This window comes from Paenibacillus sp. 01T431 (assembly GCF_056398625.1).
Genome location: NZ_JBFTPT010000005.1, coordinates 429,521 through 448,781, shown reverse-complemented (window position 1 = coordinate 448,781; position 19,261 = coordinate 429,521). Strand labels below are relative to the sequence as shown.

At 44.2% G+C, this 19,261-nt stretch carries 16 protein-coding genes and 3 tRNA genes; 2 read left to right on the top strand and 17 right to left on the bottom strand.

Annotated features, from left to right (window positions below; translation table 11 throughout):
- Nucleotides 1-178 precede the first annotated feature (178 nt).
- From AC1DM9_RS12035 to AC1DM9_RS12025, 3 genes are all read right to left on the bottom strand, one after another.
- Nucleotides 179-871 (bottom strand): uracil-DNA glycosylase, encoded by a 693-nt coding sequence (locus AC1DM9_RS12035; RefSeq protein WP_477580140.1) that lies wholly within the window; start codon nucleotides 869-871, stop codon nucleotides 179-181.
- Between the two features lie 51 nt (nucleotides 872-922).
- On the bottom strand, nucleotides 923-1,408 hold the full coding sequence (locus AC1DM9_RS12030; protein ID WP_477580138.1) for a hypothetical protein: 486 nt from the start codon (nucleotides 1,406-1,408) through the stop codon (nucleotides 923-925).
- 170 nt (nucleotides 1,409-1,578) lie between these two features.
- Complete coding sequence (locus AC1DM9_RS12025) at nucleotides 1,579-1,974, bottom strand: RDD family protein (protein ID WP_477580136.1); 396 nt, start codon at nucleotides 1,972-1,974, stop codon at nucleotides 1,579-1,581.
- A gap of 220 nt (nucleotides 1,975-2,194) precedes the next feature.
- Here AC1DM9_RS12025 and AC1DM9_RS12020 point away from each other — a divergent pair, with 220 nt between their 5' ends.
- Nucleotides 2,195-2,710: an RNase H family protein gene (locus AC1DM9_RS12020; protein WP_477510092.1), complete on the top strand. Its 516-nt coding sequence runs from the start codon at nucleotides 2,195-2,197 to the stop codon at nucleotides 2,708-2,710.
- 199 nt (nucleotides 2,711-2,909) lie between these two features.
- Here AC1DM9_RS12020 and AC1DM9_RS12015 read toward each other — a convergent pair.
- The 4 genes from AC1DM9_RS12015 to AC1DM9_RS12000 all read right to left on the bottom strand — a co-directional run bounded on the left by AC1DM9_RS12015 (nucleotide 2,910) and on the right by AC1DM9_RS12000 (nucleotide 3,481).
- Nucleotides 2,910-2,995: transfer RNA gene (locus tag AC1DM9_RS12015), tRNA-Leu, on the bottom strand.
- Between the two features lie 21 nt (nucleotides 2,996-3,016).
- A tRNA-Ile gene (locus AC1DM9_RS12010) sits at nucleotides 3,017-3,093 on the bottom strand.
- Between the two features lie 37 nt (nucleotides 3,094-3,130).
- A tRNA-Met gene (locus AC1DM9_RS12005) sits at nucleotides 3,131-3,207 on the bottom strand.
- Between the two features lie 109 nt (nucleotides 3,208-3,316).
- Nucleotides 3,317-3,481: a hypothetical protein gene (locus tag AC1DM9_RS12000; RefSeq protein WP_162839330.1), complete on the bottom strand. Its 165-nt coding sequence runs from the start codon at nucleotides 3,479-3,481 to the stop codon at nucleotides 3,317-3,319.
- Between the two features lie 141 nt (nucleotides 3,482-3,622).
- Between AC1DM9_RS12000 and AC1DM9_RS11995 the strand changes: the two genes are divergently transcribed.
- Nucleotides 3,623-4,135 (top strand): 2'-5' RNA ligase family protein, encoded by a 513-nt coding sequence (locus AC1DM9_RS11995; protein WP_076268194.1) that lies wholly within the window; start codon nucleotides 3,623-3,625, stop codon nucleotides 4,133-4,135.
- 67 nt (nucleotides 4,136-4,202) lie between these two features.
- Here the strand turns inward: AC1DM9_RS11995 and AC1DM9_RS11990 are convergent, their stop codons facing one another.
- The 10 genes from AC1DM9_RS11990 to carA form a co-directional block, all read right to left on the bottom strand.
- Nucleotides 4,203-5,708: an ABC transporter substrate-binding protein gene (locus AC1DM9_RS11990; RefSeq protein WP_441883036.1), complete on the bottom strand. Its 1,506-nt coding sequence runs from the start codon at nucleotides 5,706-5,708 to the stop codon at nucleotides 4,203-4,205.
- A 6-nt stretch (nucleotides 5,709-5,714) separates the two neighbouring features.
- Nucleotides 5,715-6,605: an ABC transporter ATP-binding protein gene (locus AC1DM9_RS11985; RefSeq protein ID WP_076268354.1), complete on the bottom strand. Its 891-nt coding sequence runs from the start codon at nucleotides 6,603-6,605 to the stop codon at nucleotides 5,715-5,717.
- An 8-nt stretch (nucleotides 6,606-6,613) separates the two neighbouring features.
- Nucleotides 6,614-9,532: an ABC transporter permease gene (locus tag AC1DM9_RS11980; RefSeq protein WP_441959631.1), complete on the bottom strand. Its 2,919-nt coding sequence runs from the start codon at nucleotides 9,530-9,532 to the stop codon at nucleotides 6,614-6,616.
- Between the two features lie 3 nt (nucleotides 9,533-9,535).
- Complete coding sequence (locus AC1DM9_RS11975; RefSeq protein WP_477510141.1) at nucleotides 9,536-10,600, bottom strand: efflux RND transporter periplasmic adaptor subunit; 1,065 nt, start codon at nucleotides 10,598-10,600, stop codon at nucleotides 9,536-9,538.
- A complete protein-coding gene (locus AC1DM9_RS11970) occupies nucleotides 10,572-11,303 on the bottom strand; it encodes an ABC transporter ATP-binding protein (RefSeq protein WP_441883032.1) in 732 nt (243 codons plus the stop codon). The genes AC1DM9_RS11975 and AC1DM9_RS11970 overlap by 29 nt, the downstream gene beginning before the upstream one ends.
- Nucleotides 11,304-11,480: 177 nt before the next feature.
- The gene (locus AC1DM9_RS11965) at nucleotides 11,481-13,208 is read right to left on the bottom strand and encodes a methyl-accepting chemotaxis protein (RefSeq protein ID WP_477580133.1); all 1,728 of its coding nucleotides are present in this window, start codon (nucleotides 13,206-13,208) and stop codon (nucleotides 11,481-11,483) included.
- A gap of 175 nt (nucleotides 13,209-13,383) precedes the next feature.
- Entirely contained in the window at nucleotides 13,384-14,031 is a 648-nt protein-coding gene (gene pyrE, locus AC1DM9_RS11960) for an orotate phosphoribosyltransferase (protein ID WP_477580131.1), read from the bottom strand.
- Entirely contained in the window at nucleotides 14,024-14,761 is a 738-nt protein-coding gene (gene pyrF / locus AC1DM9_RS11955; protein WP_441883028.1) for an orotidine-5'-phosphate decarboxylase, read from the bottom strand. The genes pyrE and pyrF overlap by 8 nt, the downstream gene beginning before the upstream one ends.
- A 137-nt stretch (nucleotides 14,762-14,898) precedes the next feature.
- Nucleotides 14,899-18,123: a carbamoyl-phosphate synthase large subunit gene (carB, locus tag AC1DM9_RS11950; protein ID WP_441883026.1), complete on the bottom strand. Its 3,225-nt coding sequence runs from the start codon at nucleotides 18,121-18,123 to the stop codon at nucleotides 14,899-14,901.
- Nucleotides 18,110-19,255: a glutamine-hydrolyzing carbamoyl-phosphate synthase small subunit gene (carA, locus tag AC1DM9_RS11945; protein WP_339208742.1), complete on the bottom strand. Its 1,146-nt coding sequence runs from the start codon at nucleotides 19,253-19,255 to the stop codon at nucleotides 18,110-18,112. The genes carB and carA overlap by 14 nt, the downstream gene beginning before the upstream one ends.
- Nucleotides 19,256-19,261: the final 6 nt, after the last annotated feature.

The window sequence follows — 19,261 nt, the reverse complement described above, 5'->3', positions numbered from 1 at the left end:
CAATTCAATAGCTTTCATTTTTGTTTCCACTGGGTAACTTACTCTTGTTGCCAACGTAAAAACACCTCCAAGGTTGTCTCCATATCTTACGACATGGTTGCATTTTCTTGAAGGTGTTTTAATTTGTCTCACGCTAAGGGGTCAGTCCCAACCATCAGACAGTTGAGAAGTCTTTTTTTTATTTACTTTCAAGCTCATTCAGCATCGGAATCGACCAGTCAATCGGCTCGCTTCCAATCGATTCTAAGAAACGATTTGTCCTGGAAAATGGTTTACTTCCAAAAAAACCTTTGCGCGCTGCAAATGGGCTTGGATGCGGTGAAATAATTAAATGATGCTTGTCCCCATTAATATGCTTCGCTTTCGCTTCTGCATTCTTGCCCCAAAGTATAAATACCACGGGCTTCTCCCTATCGTTTAGAGCGGCAATAATCTGATCGGTAAATTGCTCCCACCCTATTCCTTGATGAGAATTAGGATTGCCATCCTCCACCGTAAGCACTGTATTTAGAAGCAGCACTCCTTGCTTAGCCCATGAAAGCAAGCTTCCATGGTCAGGTACCGTGGCCCCTACATCCGACTCCAGCTCTTTGTAAATGTTTTTTAGTGAAGGAGGTACCTTTAATCCTGGCTGCACGGAGAAGCTAAGCCCATGCGCCTGCTTTGGTCCATGATAAGGGTCTTGTCCTAAAATGACCACTTTCGTCTGCTCATAGGATGTATGATGAAGTGCATTGTATATATTTTCCGCTTCCGGATAAACCGTGGTCGTTTTATATTTTTCTGCCAATATGGCAAAAAGCTCTTGCATATAAGGCGCTTCAAGCTCACTCTGCAATTTCTGCGCCCAATCATTTGCTAACGTATTCATAATCATTAATATCCCCTTCAAACGCAATCGTTTTTGAATAAGCATCCTTTATTAGCTCTGCTTATCAAACCAATTATAAAAAACTTGATTAATATATTGTCCAGTAAGCAAATATGGAACCGTCTCTTTTTCTACAAACGACTCTTTTCCTTGAATACTAAAATAAAGCCATAAAGCAATTCCTTCGGAGAATGAATCAGGCTCGTAATCAGCTTCATTTAATAGGCCTGAAATGACAGTCATACAGTCCTCTATCGCTGCTTCCCCTTCAGAATGATACGTTTTAAGCTTTATTTTCAAATAGGAATAGACATAAGGAAACTCCTTGTTTCCACCCAGAGAAGAGCTGTAAAGCGCTGTAGAGATCGCAGCTGCCATTATGCCGGTTTTCCACTGCTCCGCTTTTTCTGTGAGTGATACATCATCCTTAAACCGATGTAGAAGATCATTGTAAAGCGTGTCCTTTAAAGAGAATATCTCCGCATAGAGTCGACGCGCGCTTAGCTTAAGTGAAGTCTCCTCGTTCTTGTGCTGCATCAATCATCCACCTACTTCCCTTATCGCTCAGGTATTTCAATACAACTCTTAGTTTACTTCATTCAAAATAGAGAAAGCAAAAAAGTTTCCTCATTAAATATCGTGGCAAATGCCAAAAGTATAATAAAAAAAGCCCGCTGCATGATATCGCAACGAGCTCATAAGACCGCTTAATCAGAATGCACCACTTCTGTTCCTGCTATAAAATCATGAATCGCTCTTTTGTCCTCTCGCAAACCGACCATAAAGGCGCTGACGATCACAGCAATACCTAATGTTAATCCATAAACAAGTCCACCGACAACATTACGCAATAACATGGTGCCTATACCTGGAGGTGAGCCATCCAGCTTTCTAATCTGTACGCCGCATATCCTTTTCCCAATGGTATAGCCGCTCCAAAATACCGGAACCAGTAACGAGTAAAGGAATGAGACCGCATCTGTAAAATAATCTCTCCCTTCATATCCTCCTGTAAATAATAATGAAATAATGGCTAACGGAATGCCAATAATAATGCCATCCAGCAATGAAGCTCCTAATCGAATCCAAAAACCTGCGTTCATGCCGAGTCCCCTCCAGTATTACATCATTAATGTTACTTCCTTATTCAGACACATTCCTATTAAAACTTACGCTTATCAGCTCCGATGTATACCTTAATCCATTCGCCTATCCTTAAAGTAAAAAATATTTCGAGGATTTCCCATTTGAAGACTAGCCCATCTCTTTTTTGACGATGATTAAAATAATGAAAGAAGGAATATAATCTGGAGGATAGATTTTGTGGATACTACAACTGAATTGCTAATAAAAAGAGCATATGCCAATCCCCGTTTAAGACAAAACATTATGAACAAGAGTATGATTTGTTTGTATTGTGATTACTCCGGTTTCGTTGCGCAAAATAATCATGGAGCAGCTTGTTGCTTTGTCTTCAATAGAACAATACGCGTTACCGCCAAAAAAATTATGATGGAACATATTGAAGGTTCCAATTACGGTGAATTGCTTGCTGTTCGTTACAGTCTTGAAATACTTGCAAGTGCGCTGACGGAGTATGAGCCGAAATTCGCTATTATCTATACTGATTGCAGTCAAATCGCAAACATTTTATCAAAAGATTATTTTTCTCATTCACATCATAAAGATGCTAGAGATGAAATATTGGCAGTTCTACATCATTTAAATAATATGTATCCCAGCGTTCACATACAAATAAAATACATAAGCAAGCACAAGAAAAACAATACCCTCCATAGGTTAGCCCATAATGCTGCGAGACAAGCTGCTATAAATTAATTACTGCCAGCCTTTAATTTACTTAACAGCTTTAGAAATTAACATATTAAATTAAATTGCTAGATATTAAGTACCTAACAATAAAAAAACCTCCTTTGCTTAGAACTGACAAGTCAGATTCTATAAAGGAGGTTCTTTTATCGTTCGTACATCTTATGTACTTCGTGAAAACCATTGACTCGTCAATGTCTTCGAGGTATGCCGAGGACGGGAATCGAACCCGTACGATGGTCACCCATCGCAGGATTTTAAGTCCTGTGCGTCTGCCAGTTCCGCCACCCCGGCATGTTGTAAAGGTTTTGCTTATGGTGGGCCCTGAGGGACTCGAACCCCCGACCAATCGGTTATGAGCCGACCGCTCTAACCAACTGAGCTAAGGGCCCTCGAAAAACGTATATTTCAACGTATTCATCGAAAGGTTGGTTGCGGGGGCAGGATTTGAACCTGCGGCCTTCGGGTTATGAGCCCGACGAGCTACCGGGCTGCTCCACCCCGCGACGTATATCCATTTGAGCAAAGCCAGTTGAATTGGCGACATAAAATAATATACTATATAGGTGTGTTTTAAGTCAAGCAAAATATTCTAATTTATTTTCTTTTTATTTTTTATGGTATAAACCTCACGCCGTATCGCCCTTTTCGGGATCGAAATACCTCTACCTCATGCGGAGTTTCATAGCCATACATCCAACCGTCATTCTCCATTCTCCTAACCAAACAACCCGCTTGAAATTTGGTTTCATATAGGCGAACCCAATATACCCATCTCATGTCATCCCTCCACTATCTTATTGGAGAAGCTGATGCTTATCACTCCAATAAAGGCTGTATACATTAGAATACCCCAAAATTGGGATCATACATGCAAATGGGGTATACTCAAAATAGGTCATTTCGAAGGAGCTGAAGACCATGTTATATGGAATTGTTGTTTTCCCCGAAAAGCATGTACAGGACTTCGCTAATAGCTGGCGAAGACGCCATGATCCGCATTACACAGCTGTGCCTGCTCATTTGACAGTACGATACGCAGAAGATTGGTCAGACGATGAATTGCAGCTAGCAGTCGCTCATTTAGAGCAAACCACATCTAAGCTGCCTGCTTTCTCTATCCATTTGAACCGTGTATCTACTTTTTTCCCTGTAAGTCATGTGCTCTATTTAGCGCTTGAAGACACCGTTTCCATGCAGAAGCTCCAGGAGAGCGTATGCAGCGGTCCGCTGGCCATTGTCGAGCCTAAATATGTTTACACGCCACATGTCACGATAGGGCAAGAAATCTCAGCTGATGAGCTGCATGATTTATTCGGAAATCTGCGCATGCAGTCCATTGATCTTACTTCGAGAATTGATCGCATACATCTGATGTATCAGACCGAGAACGGCTCTTGGACCGCTTACCAGTCCTTTCTATTACGAGGTTAGACAAATATTAAGGAAAAAGCCCGCAAACGACGCAGAGGTCGATTACGGGCTTTTTCCTTATTTCAAATTATCTTGGCATTGGCATAATTTCGACTCCGCCGCCGTTGCCTTCTCCAGTTGGATTGTTTTTAATTTTTTCCAAAACCGCGTTTCCACGTGTTTCCCACTCAGCTAGTGCTTCACGAGCCGATTTTTTCTTCTCGATTACGGCCTGGAACAATTCATAGCCAGGTTGTTGAGCTTCCCATGCACCTGGTTTCTCACGGAAGATTTTGTCCGTATCTACAGCTGGCATTGGTTTAAGTGAAGTAAATGCGTCAATGTTGTACTGCAAACCGCCGATTGGCGTCAAAAATTCCTTACGTGCAACCATTTCATAAAGACTTCTCGATTTCAGCTTAGCCCATTCCTTGCTGTTGGAGAACTTGATGAAATCCCAAGCGTCTTTATCGTTTTGAGCTTTGTTGTTAATACCCATCAACTGGCTCAATGAAATACTGCTGCCTACTTCAGGATCGCTTGGAGAAACGGGAACTGTCACAACGTCCCAATCAACAGCTTCAAAATCTTTAATTTTCGATGCGTTGTCCGAAGCTCTCTTAAGCTCATTGATATAACCATAATCACCGATCGTCATCGCAATTTTGCCTTTGATGAACAAATCACCATAGAATGGGTCATTGCCACCTTCCGCGTTTTGCTTCTCATACATTTTATTCATAAATTCTTGTGTTGGAATAACTTCTTCTTGATACAGCGATGCAACAGTGCTCCATACATTTTCCCACTGATCGCTATTGACGAGCATTTTCTCGCCTTTGTCATCCCACATTTTTAGCTGCAATGCTTGGCTATAAGACTGCGCATTGCTAAAGCCGTCGTTGGACCAACGATTGAAGGAGAATCCAAATTTACGGTCCACGCCTTCACCTTTAGCCACTTGACGTGCTAGGTTAAGAACTTCAGTCCACTCCATTTTGTTTGTCGGAGGAGTTACACCAGCTTCAGTAAACATTTTTTTGTTGTAGTAAAGTGCAGAAGAGTTAAAAGTTGGCGTCAATGCATACAATCCGCCATCACCAGCAGCTTTAATGCCTTCAACAACAGTTGGAACATAATCCGACAAGTCGAATTTATCTTGTGCTATTAGCGGATCCAGCGGTTGCAGCAAGTTGTCTTGTGTCATCCGACGAAGCATATTGTAATCCAGAACAACAACATCGACTGGATTTGATCCAGTTAGCATTTCTTTCATTTTTTCATACGGATCTGGCTGCTTTGTTGGCTTTGCAGGATCTTGCTGTTCAAAGCGTTGATCATCATAGTTGATTGCGCCTACGATTTGGAACTCAATGTTAGGATGAGACATTTCATACATATCCGTGTATTGCTGACGGAAATACGGCTCATTATCCGCACCGCCATAAAGCACGCCAATACGTAAAACCCGTTTTTCTGTAGAGCTGTCTGAGCCGCTGCTGCACGCTGCTAGCAGGCCAATAAGCAAGGTAAGTGTTAACGATACTAAAGTAAATTTGCGAATTCGCTTGCCTGACAATCTTTTATTATTCATTTGATTTTAACCCCCTAGTGATTTAGGCGGAGTAATAATAATCCGCTCGCCGTCAAATTCCATCGTTGCTTTGTCTTTAATATTAAGAGCAGATAAATATTCCTTAGGCACTTGTAAACGTCCAACGCGATCTACCACGACATAGGCTTCATGCACAGACTGCAGTCCGCTGCTTACAGCTGGAAGCTCTGCCTCACCTCCATCAAGATTAATATTCGGATTGCGTTTAATGAACTCAGTGCTCGTCAAGCCATCGCGAATGGCAACCACTCGGTCTACCTTGCCAGCAAGCGTCAAGTCATGCGTTACAATGACGATGGTAATACCGATCTCGCGATTCAACCTGCGGAAAATACCCATAATCAAATCGGATGTAGCCGTATCAACCGAACCTGTCGGTTCATCCGCAAGCAGAAGCTTCGGGCGATTCGACAATGAAATCGCAATGGCAACCCTTTGCTGCTCACCGCCTGATAATTGATGGAGCTTGTTATGCATTCGCTCCTTCAAGCCAACCCATTCAAGCAGCTGCTTCGCATATGCGCGATCAACCTTCCCTGAAAGCATCATCGGCATTTCTACATTTTCGAGGGCAGTAAGATAAGGCAGCAGGTTTCTGGCATTATTTTGCCAAATAAATCCTACCGTCTCCCTCTTGTATTTCACTAGATCCTCTTCGGAAATCTTCAGAAGATCCCATGGACCTACATGCACCTGGCCGGCTGAAGGGCGGTCAAGACCGCCCAGCGTATTCAGAAGCGTCGATTTCCCGCTGCCGCTGTTGCCGATAATAGCCATTAGCTCGCCTTCGTTTACTTTTAGGTTCAAGCCTTGCAGGGCAACGACCTCTAGATCGTCTGTCTTGTAAATTTTCACTAGACCTTCGCAATCGATCATCGCTGTTGTCATCGTTCTTCTCCCATCTTGACCGCTTGATGCACTCTAAGCCTGCGTATGTGCAGGAAGAGCAGCAATGCGCCGGTCAGCATCATAAATCCGACAACTATGAACAATTGGTTCGTATCGCTAGACTCGAATATGACTCGGAAAGGCGGTACTGTTTCTGCAACGTTTTCTGTCGTTTGCAAGAATGGAAGGAAGAGCAAGCTCACACCTTTACCAATTAACACCCCAAGTCCAATCGCAAGTCCTGCTGTAAATAGCTGCTCCAGAAGCAGCATCCCCGTAAGCTGTCTTCGCGATAATCCCATTGCCCGCAATACCCCGAATTGGACAACGCGCCCTGAGAGATTAAAGAACCAGAATAGAACGTAGCCAGCTAATGTGATGATGACCGAAACAAGGAAACCTAAGCTCAATATTCCGAATACGCCGCCCCTAGTTGGAAGCTTCGATTGAATGATTAGCTCGCTTCTTACATCTTTAATAGCTGCTATCTCCACCCCAGCCTTTTGCAGCGCTTCAACGATCGGAGCTACTTTAGCATCAGGCTTCATCTTCAGCCAAACCTCATAAGGAATAAGCGGAAGCTGGTCATAAATATAATCTAAATTCGTGATAATAAACGGAGATTTATCTGGATATTGGCTAGGCCAATAAGGCAAAATGCCAACGACCATAAAATCCACTTTACCTTCGGCGAATCCAACCGACACAGGATCTCCGATTTTTAATTGATATTTCTCTGCTACTTTCGAAGGAATAAGTGCCGCATGCTCATATTTACCCAAATTATTTAAATAATAATTCGGATGAACTGGGTACAAATCATTGCGGAACCAGCCGACCTTGGCAAAGTCGACATTATCAATTCCCATTACGGTTCCTTGACCAATCGATTTGCCTGAAATGACCACGCTGCCCTTCGTCTGTAGTACACGAGCAGCCGCTTCTACGCCTTCAAGGGAACGGAATAGCTCAAATGGAGGTTCACTGAACAACATCTTTGAAGGTATGGTTTGACCGCCACCGCCTCCGCCGCCTGAACCACCGCCGTTGCCTCCTCCACCATTTCCGCCGTTTCCACCGCCGCCATTGCCTCCACTGCCGCCGTTGCCACCATTTCCGCCGTTGTTGCCAGGCGTCGTGGTAATTTCCGGAGAGCCTTCCCATACCGTTTGAATGGTTACGTCTGCTCCGTATTTATACAGCGTACGTTCCGTGGAGTTCAAATCAATCGTTCTAGCTGCCGATGCGTTATAAACACCAAGCCCCAGCGTCAGCACCAATAGAATCATCAATGGGTAATATCCCTTGGATGAACGTGAAAGCTGAGTCAGCGTCAAATATAGCGGAACCGGTAAAAATTTGCGTCCTAACCATGTAAACACCTTCAAAAGCCATGGGAATAATCTTAAGAAAAACAACCCAAATGCAAAGATTGATAAGGCAGGAACAAAAAATAAAAATGGCTGTACGTTTAATTGATCCGTTGTCATGCCTGTTTTGAATGTCAACATTTGGCGCTCATTGAACATATACCAGCCATAACCAGCAGCGGCAATTAACAAGACATCAAGATACCAACGCTGCCAAACTGGCTTGCGATCAGAACGCGCCAGATCCTGCTTATAACTTACGATTGAAGATCTTGCATAAATAACAGCTGGAATAATGGTCGCCATAAGCGCTAGAAAGACTGCAGCTCCACCAGCAATAATGGCCTCTGTAGAGAAGCCAACCGGTATGGACTTCCGATTAACGAAAGAAAGGAAGCCATTGGCTGATCCGATACTCTTCGCCATGAACCAACCGATAAACGGACCGCTTCCAAGCGCGATCCCTCCAAGCAGTAGTCCTTCGAGCAAATAAATCCATATGATTTGCCGTGTGCCGGCCCCCCTGCTTCGAAGCACTGCAATGTCGCTTCGCTGCTTATCCAGTGACTGCCTTGCATTCATGGCAATAAAGAAAAACACCATCGCAAGCATTGGAGCAGCTAGCGTAAACAGCAATGTTTGCAGCTGCAGGCTTTGTTTCTTAAATTCGGTAAGCGTGGATGCAAAAGAAATTTCTACTCTTGTGTCCTTAAGACGCTGATAAAGCTCAATATTCAAGCGTTCTAGCGTCTTGCTTAACGGTGTTAATTGACTCGTTTTTACTTCTGATAAATCAAATGCGTAGTACCAGCTTGCATTATGCAGCGGTATTTTTTTATTCGCTAACAGCGTCTTTTCGAATGCTGCTTTGCTTATTTGGAACGTGTTCAGCAAGCTTTCCATCCCTTGATACCAGTATGAACTCGTATCAGTAAGCGGTTTGACTGCTCCGACAATTTTCACTCGCAATGTCAGATCCAGTCCACCGTATATCGGATATTCAAAAACATCGCCGATATGTACATCATTTCTATACATTGCTTCCTCGAACATGACTGCTTCGAGTATATCTCCATCCCCTTCGGTATTTGAAAACCATTTACCTTGGGTCAGCTCTGTATTTTTTTCAAGTTCTGACAGATTCATAATCGTCAGTTGACGGTTTCGTCCTGCGTCTACTTTGCTTGAATCCTCAGGAACGACCTCTGCACCGCGAATGGAATAGCTGTTTACATACGTACCAAATGGAAATCCAATTTCCTTCGGTATTCCATCTTTAATATACTTTTCAAGCTCCGACAGCGCTGCTAAATCCGTTTTCCCGCCAGCAGGTGATTGATATCTCATGAGAAGCGAGCCCGCAGGTAATCCGGTACTCTTCTGCTGCAGTGATTCGGCTACTACTCTCTTGAGTGCGCCATCTGCATACATAGGGATACTCGTTGCAAATGCAACCGCCAGAGTTAGCCCAGCCAGCGTGCTTAAGGTTAGCCAGCGCGTGTTCCACATTTTGCGGAACAAAAAACGAAACAGCGGAATTCCCATTGGCTATCGACCTACAACTTTCTGCCCCGGTTTCAACCCTTTGAGGATCTCGATATTCGTCGAGGTTTGTTGGCCGACCTCTACGTCAACTTCGCGCTTAACTTCGCCTTCAATGACCTGCACGTACGTACGAGATCCAATAGAACGAAGCGTAGAAGGAGGAATAACAATAGCATTTTCAGTGCGCTTCGTAATGACTTTAATCGAAAGCGGCATACCGCGGTTCAAGTTTTTAGGCAAATCCTTAAGATCAACGATTAAGAAGTCTTCGGGTTTTTCTGGTTTCTCTACTCCAGAACCACCACCGCCGCCGCCGTTGTTCTGTTCCTCCGTTTTGTAAGGGAGCTGCTTGATCTTGCCTTTAAATTTACCAACGCTCGTAATATCAGCCGTTACTTCCATGCCAACGCCTAATTTTTCTAGCTCTGACTTAGAAATTTTGGCTGCAGCTGTAATCTTGCTCGTATCGGCTACAATTGCAATTGGAGCATAGGCTTTAATCAAATCGCCCTTCTGCACGTTAAGCGATACAATCGTTCCGGCAAATGGAGCTTTTAATGTCGCTTTCCCGATTTCCTCTTCCATATCGACTAGCTTCTGCTTCTGTTCTTCAAAAGCAATCAGCTTACCTTCGAATTCAATCGGATCCATTTCATCACGCTGGCGAAGCGTGTCTTTCATCTCATTTTCGACTTTCCTAAATGAAAGCCGCTCTTGCCGCAAGCTTTTGACCAGTACATCAACGTCCAGCTGACCTATCACTTGACCGGCTTTTACAGTTGTTCCTACTTTCACATTCAACTCCTTCAAATTCTTGCCGTCCAATGTGAAAAACATCGTCTCTTCTTCCAAAGAGATAAGCTTGCCGATCAGCGGTATCGAAGTTTCTAATGTCGTCGTCGTTACCTCATACTCAGGTTTCTTGGATATTTGTGCAGGGGCAATCTCAGGTATAACCTCTTCTTCATCTTCTGCGGGAAGCAATGAGCACCCGCTTGAAAGCACCAATGAAGCACTTAATACAACAACCATTGAACGCTTAAATAAATTTTCCGTCCACCATTTCATAGACAATGTCAGCAACCTCCAAAATCGTAGGATCATGTGTAGTCATACAAATAGAAACTTGTTCAGTGCGAATAATATTTTGGAAAACCGCCATAATTTGAGCTGACATGCCAGTATCAAGCTCTGCCGTCGGTTCGTCAGCAAGCAGCAGCATTGGTTTATGGGCGATCGCCTTAGCAATTGCGACCCGCTGCTGCTCACCGCCGGAAAGCTCGAAGGGACGATGATTCATTCGGCGCTCCAAACCAACCAGTTCAAGACATTGCGTAACTCTATCCTTCCATTCCGCTCGTGGTACACCAGCCATCCGAAGAGACAGCTCCACATTCTCACGTGCGGACAATAGCGGCATAAGTGCGAAGGCTTGAAATATAAAGCCCATGTGCTTTCGCCTAACTAAAGTGCGTTGGTCATCGCTCATGCTGTGAAACTTCAAACCGTTAAACAAAATTTCTCCTTTGCTTGGCGTATCAAGCCCGCCCAAGCAATTCAGCAGCGTCGTCTTGCCAGAGCCTGATCTGCCTCTGAGCATAACTAATTGACGCTCCTTAAGCTCCATATTGATGCCCTTCAGTACAGGCAGCGGAGTTCCTCCAACCTGGAACGTTCGCTCTACATCAATAACTTTAAGCAGATCGCGTCTTTCCTCAGTCGTTTCTAACTGCTCTTCTACCTTCTGTTCTTCTTCCTGCGGAATGGCCATTAGCGCTTCCGATCCCTCCTCAACCAACTTTCATAATTCTCATCTTACATGATAGACGTAGGACATGCTCAAAAAGTTACGTCAAATTTAAACAACTTTTTAAAACCTTTTTTAAACAAAAAAAGCTGCTTTTAGCGAAGGCTTAAACTCCGCATAAAAAACAGCTTTTACATTATCTTACTTCACCTTGAAATGAGAAATAGCAAGATCCAAATCGCGTACAATTTCCTCTAAATGAACAGCTGCTGAAGAAATGTTATCCATCAAAGCAAGCTGTTCTTCCGTTGCGGCAGCAACATTCTCTGTCTTCTCCAGATTAACGGCAGCTGTAGCAGCCGTTTGCTGCATTGAGGCGCTTACTTGCTCCGAGCTGGCTGACATTTGCTGAGTAATTGCAGAATTTTCATGAATCTGCTCACTCATCTGTGTAATAGAAGCAACGATGACATCCAAGTTCTGACGAACCTCGCCTACCCGCGCGCTGCCTCGCTCCATTTCCAGAACCGTTTGCGACATGTAAGCCGAGGCTCCTGCGATTTCACTTCGGGTAATGTCCACGAGTTGATGTATCCCGTCAGCAGATGCTAGGGATCCCGCTGCCAGCTTCCGAATCTCTCCTGCAACGACCGCAAAACCTCTGCCGTGTTCGCCTGCACGAGCTGCTTCTATTGATGCGTTCAGCGACAAAATATTCGTTTGGTTTGAAAAACTTGTTATATTCTCGGCAATTGCACCTATCTCCTTGGAACGATGCTCAAGCGTTTCAATTGTATTCGATAGTTTGCCAGTTACTGAGGTTACCTCGCTCATTTGATCAATTAACCGGAGCAGCGCTTCATGACCAAGTTCAGCCTGCTTAGAGGTTGAAGATGATTTATCGGCAATTGAGGCTGTGTTTTCTGCGATTCGTTGAATGCCTATCGTCATCTCTTCGATCGCTCTAGATGTTTCCTCCGCACCTCTTGCTTGTACTTCTGAGCCATTTGCTACTTCCTGAATATTTTGAGCAACATGCTCTGCTGCATCAGCAGATTCCTTAGATGCAGTCGTTAACTGATCAGTTGACTTGGTCACTTCAGCTGCATTGCTAGCAATACCGCTAATCAGCTGCTTTGTAGCTTCAATCATATGATCCACCGATTGCGAAATACGGCCAAGCTCATCCTTGCTGTATTTCTGATCCGGAAGAACCGTTAAATCCCCTTCTGCTACTCGCTGTGTCTTAAATACAACACTCCTGATTGTCTTCATTATATGACGCACTGTAAAGTACATAGCAATTAATATAACTAATGTAACTGCAATGATGCAGACTAAGAGAGTAAGCTGCGTTTTTCTAAGCTCATTTGTAATATCAGTAATCGTGGTTTGTGCATAAATTTTAATATTTTGACCGATTTCATCAATCCCTGTACGGCTTGTTAAGAAGCTATTATCGATCTGTTTATTTTGAAAATTGTTCTTTCCATCCGCTGCTGCTTTTACCGCTGCAACTGACCAGAAATTAAAATTAGCCTTAAACTCAATTAAAATTTGGTTTATGCTGCGCTCAGTTTCCCCTTCTGCTAAGTTCTGAAGTCCTTTCTCATATAAAATGGCTTGCGCTTCTCCTACCCTGTCTTCAACTTGTTTTATATTTTCGGCTAACTCCACTCGAGCAGCGTCTGCATTTACTTGATCCAAAGTACCGGATTCCACTCTCAAGTAAGCTTGATAGGCCTGATACATATCCCTATCCGCGTTTAATACTAATGTGTCTACTTGATTAGAAGTTTCATAAATACGATCTGTCATGTCATTCAACACACGCCATTGCTCATTGAGCAAATAAAGCCCAGTAAATGCATAAAACATAAGTGGAACCAAAGACAACAAGACTAGCCTAACACGTAAAGACAATTTCATTAAAACCCCGCCCCTCAATTCATGACTATACTCTATAATTATTTATCGGAGACAAATAGCTATTAAGAAGAGTCCCTTTCAAAAAAAATTAAATTTTAGTGTCGAATTATGAACAATTTTGTCACAAAAAAAGCGAGCTCTCATGGAAAGAGCACGCTTTTTTTAATTTAAGCAATTATTTTCCAAACGATTGAGGATCTTGTCTCCAAGCTTGCAAAGCAGCTACATCTTCAGGAGCAACTTTTCCAAGCTCTACAGCTGTTTGAATAAGTGCGCTATAGCTAGACAATGTAACAAGAGGCATTTGCTCTGATGCAAAGGCTTGAATCGCTGAATCAAATTCGTAAGTGAATATAGCAAGCACCGCCAACACTTCTGCGCCTGCTTCTCTGACTGCAAGACCAGCTTTAAGCGAGCTGCCGCCTGTCGAGATCAAATCCTCGATCACAACGACCTTTTGTCCAGGTATAACACGGCCCTCGATTTGATTCTGCTTGCCATGACCTTTCGCTTTATCGCGAATATAAGCCATCGGTAGATTAAGCTTCTGCGCTACCCAAGCTGCATGTGGAATGCCGGCAGTTGAAGTGCCCGCAATAACCTCAGCATCAGGATAACGCTCACGAATGATCGTTGCGAAACCTTCTGCAACAAGATCGCGAATCGCTGGGTAAGTCATCGTAAGGCGGTTATCACAATAGATTGGTGATTTAATGCCTGATGTCCATGTGAATGGCTCATTAGGGCGAAGTGCCACAGCTTCGATTTCTAGCAGGCTTTTAGCAATTTGATTTGGCAATTCAGATAAAGTAATTTTACTCATAGGAAATCAGCTCCTCAATAATAGATTCTAATGCTGCACGCGGATTTGGTGCCGCTGTAATCGGGCGACCGATAACCATATAATCAGTTCCTTTGCGCAGCGCCTCACTTGGCGTCATGATGCGTGATTGATCATTAACATCCGCTCCAATGGGACGAATGCCTGGCGTTACGGTTTTGAAAGAGCTGCCGCATAGCGACTTAATAGCCTCAACCTCGGAAGGTGATGCGACAACACCGTCCAAACCCGCTTTTTTGGTAAGCTCTGCATAACGAAGCACTGCTGCTTCTACGGTTCCGCTAATACCGATCTGCTCATTGAGCATGGACTGGCTCGTACTTGTCAAATGAGTTACCGCGATTACCGTTGGCTTACGAAGGCTGCTGCCTGTTAATGCAATATCTACGCCCTCAAGCGCAGCCTCCATCATATCACTGCCCCCTGCTGCATGGACGTTAAACATGTCAACTCCCAATTTCGTTACGCTATTAGAGCCGCCTTTGACAGTGTTCGGAATATCATGCATTTTCACATCAAGAAATACGTAGTAACCACGCTCTTTCAAGCTTTGCACGAAGGAAGGACCGGCAGCATAAAACAACTGCATGCCCACCTTCATAAAACAGGGAATGCCTTGCAGTTCGGCAATTAAACGTTCAGCCGCTGCTGCATCTGGATAATCAAGGGCTACCATAATCCGTCCTGCTGCTTGCTCTTTAGTCAATTTCATCCGAAATCGCTCCATTTCTCTGTTCATTTGCAAAATAAACGGCCATACGTTTGCTTCAAGCTATCCACCTTAAGACTAACTTCTTAAGGTAGATAACGAAGCAATAAACGCTGGCCGTACTTTTAAGCTCATTGAGCTTATTTGTTTTGTAGCGCTACTGGCATTGAACGGGAGGAGAAGTTCAACGTTTCGAGCATAACAAGCAATGCACGAACTGTATCAAGCGATGTCATACAAACGACGCCATTCTCAACCGCTTCACGACGAATTCTGAATCCATCACGTTCAGGAGCTTTGCCTTTAGTCAACGTATTGACTACAAATTGCGCTTGCCCTTCACGTACTAGATCAAGAATATTCGGCGAGCCTTCACTAAGCTTATTAACAGTCGTAACGATAAGGCCGGCTTCTTCGAGTGCTTTCGCCGTTCCGCCTGTAGCAATAATTTTGTAGCCTAGGTTAAAGAATCCGCGAAGCAACTCTGTTGCTTCCTCTTTATCTTTATCCGCAACTGTAGCAATGATAGCGCCTGATGTTGGAATTTTCATACCTGCGCCAATGAGACCTTTATAAAGAGCTTTCGCATATTGAACGTCGCGGCCCATTACTTCACCTGTTGATTTCATTTCCGGCGTTAGCGTTGGGTCAACCCGGCGCAGCTTCGCGAAGGAGAAGACAGGAACTTTAACCGAAACATATTCATCCTCAGGCCATAAGCCTTCAACATAACCAAGATCAGCAAGCTTCGTACCGAGAATTGCTTTAGTAGCTAAGTTTGCCATCGGAATATTCGTAACTTTGCTTAGGAAAGGTACGGTACGCGATGAACGCGGATTAACTTCTATCACATATACTTTTTCTTGGTGAATGACGAACTGGATGTTAACAAGTCCAATTACGTTAAGAGCTTTAGTAATGCTAATCGTGATGTCAACGATTTGCTGTTTAATTTCTTCCGAAAGTGATTGTGGTGGATATACCGCAATGGAATCGCCTGAGTGAACGCCTGCGCGCTCAACATGCTCCATAATCCCTGGAATAACAACAGTATCGCCATCACAAATTGCGTCTACTTCAGCTTCTTTACCTAGCATATAACGGTCGATTAGAACCGGGTGCTCGGGGTTGATTTTCACTGCAACTTCCATATAGTTAAGCAGTTCTTCGTCCGAGTACACAATTTCCATTGCGCGTCCGCCAAGTACATAGGAAGGGCGAACAAGTACCGGATAACCAAGTCCTTGTGCCGTAACTACCGCTTCATCAACAGAGATAACCGTTTTGCCGTCTGGCTGTGCGATGTTCAGGCTGCGAAGCAATGCTTCGAATTTCTTGCGATCCTCTGCTGCATCGATGCTCTCAAGGCTGGATCCTAGAATGCGTACGCCAGCTTTGGAAAGCGGAGCTGCAAGGTTGATTGCCGTTTGACCGCCGAATTGTACGATTACGCCAATCGGATTTTCTTGCTCAATAACATTCATTACATCTTCAAAGAACAATGGCTCAAAGTAGAGTCTGTCCGATGTGCTGAAGTCTGTTGAAACCGTCTCTGGGTTATTATTGATAATAACCGCTTCATAACCTGCATTTTGAATTGCCCATACCGCATGAACCGTCGAGTAATCGAACTCGATACCTTGGCCGATACGAATTGGTCCAGAGCCAAGGACTAGAACCTTCTGTTTGTCTGTAACAGTTACTTCATTCTCTACTTCATAAGTGGAGTAGTAATATGGTGTCGAAGCTTCGAATTCAGCTGCGCATGTATCAACCATTTTGTATACCGGCTTTAAGTTAAGCTGTTCGCGAAGTGCACGCACGTCAGCTTCCGTTGTGTGACTGCCATTCGGGAAACCTTCTTGACGAATTTCAGCAATAGAACGATCTGAGAAACCTTTGCGTTTAGCTTCATACAACGTTTGTTGATTCAACGTTGATTCGCTGCGCATACGATCCTCGAATGCTACGATAGACTGAATTTTATCAAGGAACCACCAGTCGATGTTTGTAATGTCTTGGATTTCTTGAAGCTGATAGCCCCGGCGGAACGCTTCTGCTACGAGGAACATACGCTCATCATCCGGCTTCTCTAGACGTGCGCGAAGCACTGCATCTTCTAAAGATGAAGCTTCTTTCAAGTGAATGCGGTGAGCGCCAATTTCCAATGAACGAACCGCTTTATGAATGGATTCCTCAAACGTACGGCCGATAGCCATAACTTCGCCAGTTGCTTTCATTTGCGTACCAAGTTTACGGTTCGCGTTAACGAATTTATCAAACGGCCAGCGTGGAATTTTCGATACGATATAATCAAGTGTTGGCTCGAAGCAAGCATACGTTTGTCCTGTAACAGGGTTTACAAGCTCATCGAGTGTGTAGCCGACAGCGATTTTTGCTGCCATTTTGGCAATTGGGTATCCTGTTGCTTTCGACGCTAGTGCCGATGAACGGCTTACGCGCGGATTTACTTCAATGACATAATATTGATAGCTTTGTGGATCAAGTGCGAACTGTACGTTACAGCCGCCCTCGATGTTCAGCGCACGAATGATTTTTAGGGAAGCTGAACGAAGCATTTGATACTCGCGATCAGACAAGGTTTGGCTTGGCGCTACGACGATGCTATCGCCTGTATGTACGCCAACCGGGTCAAAGTTTTCCATGTTGCAGACAACGATACAGTTATCGTTCGCATCACGCATAACTTCATATTCGACTTCCTTCATGCCTGCGATCGATTTCTCGATCAAGCACTGGCTAATCGGGCTATAACGGATTCCAGAAGCAACCGTTTCGCGCAGTTCTTCTTCATTCGCACAAATACCGCCACCTGTTCCGCCTAGTGTATAAGCAGGACGAACGATGATTGGGTAACCAATTGTGTTAGCGAAGTTAACTGCATCTTCTACTGTAGTTACGATGTCGCTGTCTGGTACTGGCTGTTCCAGCTCACGCATAAGGTCACGGAACAAGTCGCGATCCTCTGCTTTCTCAATAGCTGTCAGCTGTGTTCCAAGCAATTTTACATTCTCGCGTTCAAGAACGCCTGCGCGTGCAAGCTCAACCGCCATATTAAGGCCTGTCTGGCCGCCAAGCGTCGGAAGAAGTCCATCTGGACGTTCTTGACGAATGATTTGTGATACAAAATCTAAAGTAATTGGCTCGATGTATACTTTGTCAGCCATGTTCGTGTCTGTCATGATTGTTGCTGGGTTACTGTTTATAAGAACAACTTCATAGCCCTCTTCTTTGAGCGCTTGGCAGGCTTGAGTACCGGCATAGTCGAATTCCGCCGCTTGTCCGATGACAATTGGACCGGAACCGATCACGAGAATTTTTTTGAGTTCATTATTTTTGGGCATACTGAAGCTCTCCTTTCAACGTCTCCGACAACACAGCTTGACGAGGTTTTTGTGGGTTATTTTTCTTGTGCGTACGGATCATTTCTAGGAACTCATCAAACAAATAGCTGGAATCATACGGTCCAGGCGCAGCTTCTGGGTGATATTGAACCGAGAAAGCTGGGAATGTATTGTGTTTAAGTCCTTCGATCGTGCGGTCATTGTTATTGATATGTGTTACTACAAGCGGCGTGTTAGCTACTGATTCTTCGAGCACCGTATAACCATGGTTTTGTGAAGTAATGTAGCAACGGTTAGTTGCCAATTCTTTAACCGGGTGGTTTCCGCCGCGATGTCCGAATTTAAGCTTCGTTGTTTCTGCTCCGCAAGCTAATGCGAACAGCTGGTGGCCTAAGCAAATTCCGAAGATCGGGTATTCGCCGAGCAGCTCAGAAATCATTTTTACAGCATAAGGTGCATCCTGCGGGTCCCCAGGGCCATTGGACAATTGAATGCCGTCTGGAGCTAGGCGACGAATTTGGTCTGCTGTTGTATCGTGAGGAACAACGACTACATCGCAGCCGCGCTTAGTAAGCTCGCGCAAAATACCGCTTTTTGCACCGAAGTCAACAAGTACGATACGCTCGCCTTGACCCGGGCTTGAGAATACATGAGATGTAGAAGTGCGTGCAACTTGATCCGTCATTAGCTTCGAGATGTTAAGACGTTCAGCAAGTTCTTCTACACGCTCGTTGCCTGTTGTAATTAGGCCTTTCATTGTACCGTAGTTACGAAGCTTGCGAGTAAGCATACGTGTATCGATATCGCTGATGCCCGGGATGCCGTATTCTTTAAGAAGTTGTCCTAGTGAATATTGAGCGCGCCAGTTGCTTGGCACTTCTTCATGACGACGAACGACAAAGCCATGAATAAATGGACGCATCGACTCAAAATCATCACGTGTAATGCCGTAGTTGCCGATTAGCGGATAGGTCATCGTTACGATTTGTCCGCAGTAGGACGGATCGGATAAAACTTCTTGATAACCAGTAATTCCAGTATTAAATACAACCTCGCCCATCATTTGTGCTTCTGCACCGAACGAAAGTCCTGTGAACAATGTACCGTCTTCCAATAATAATCTTGCTTGCATCCGTAT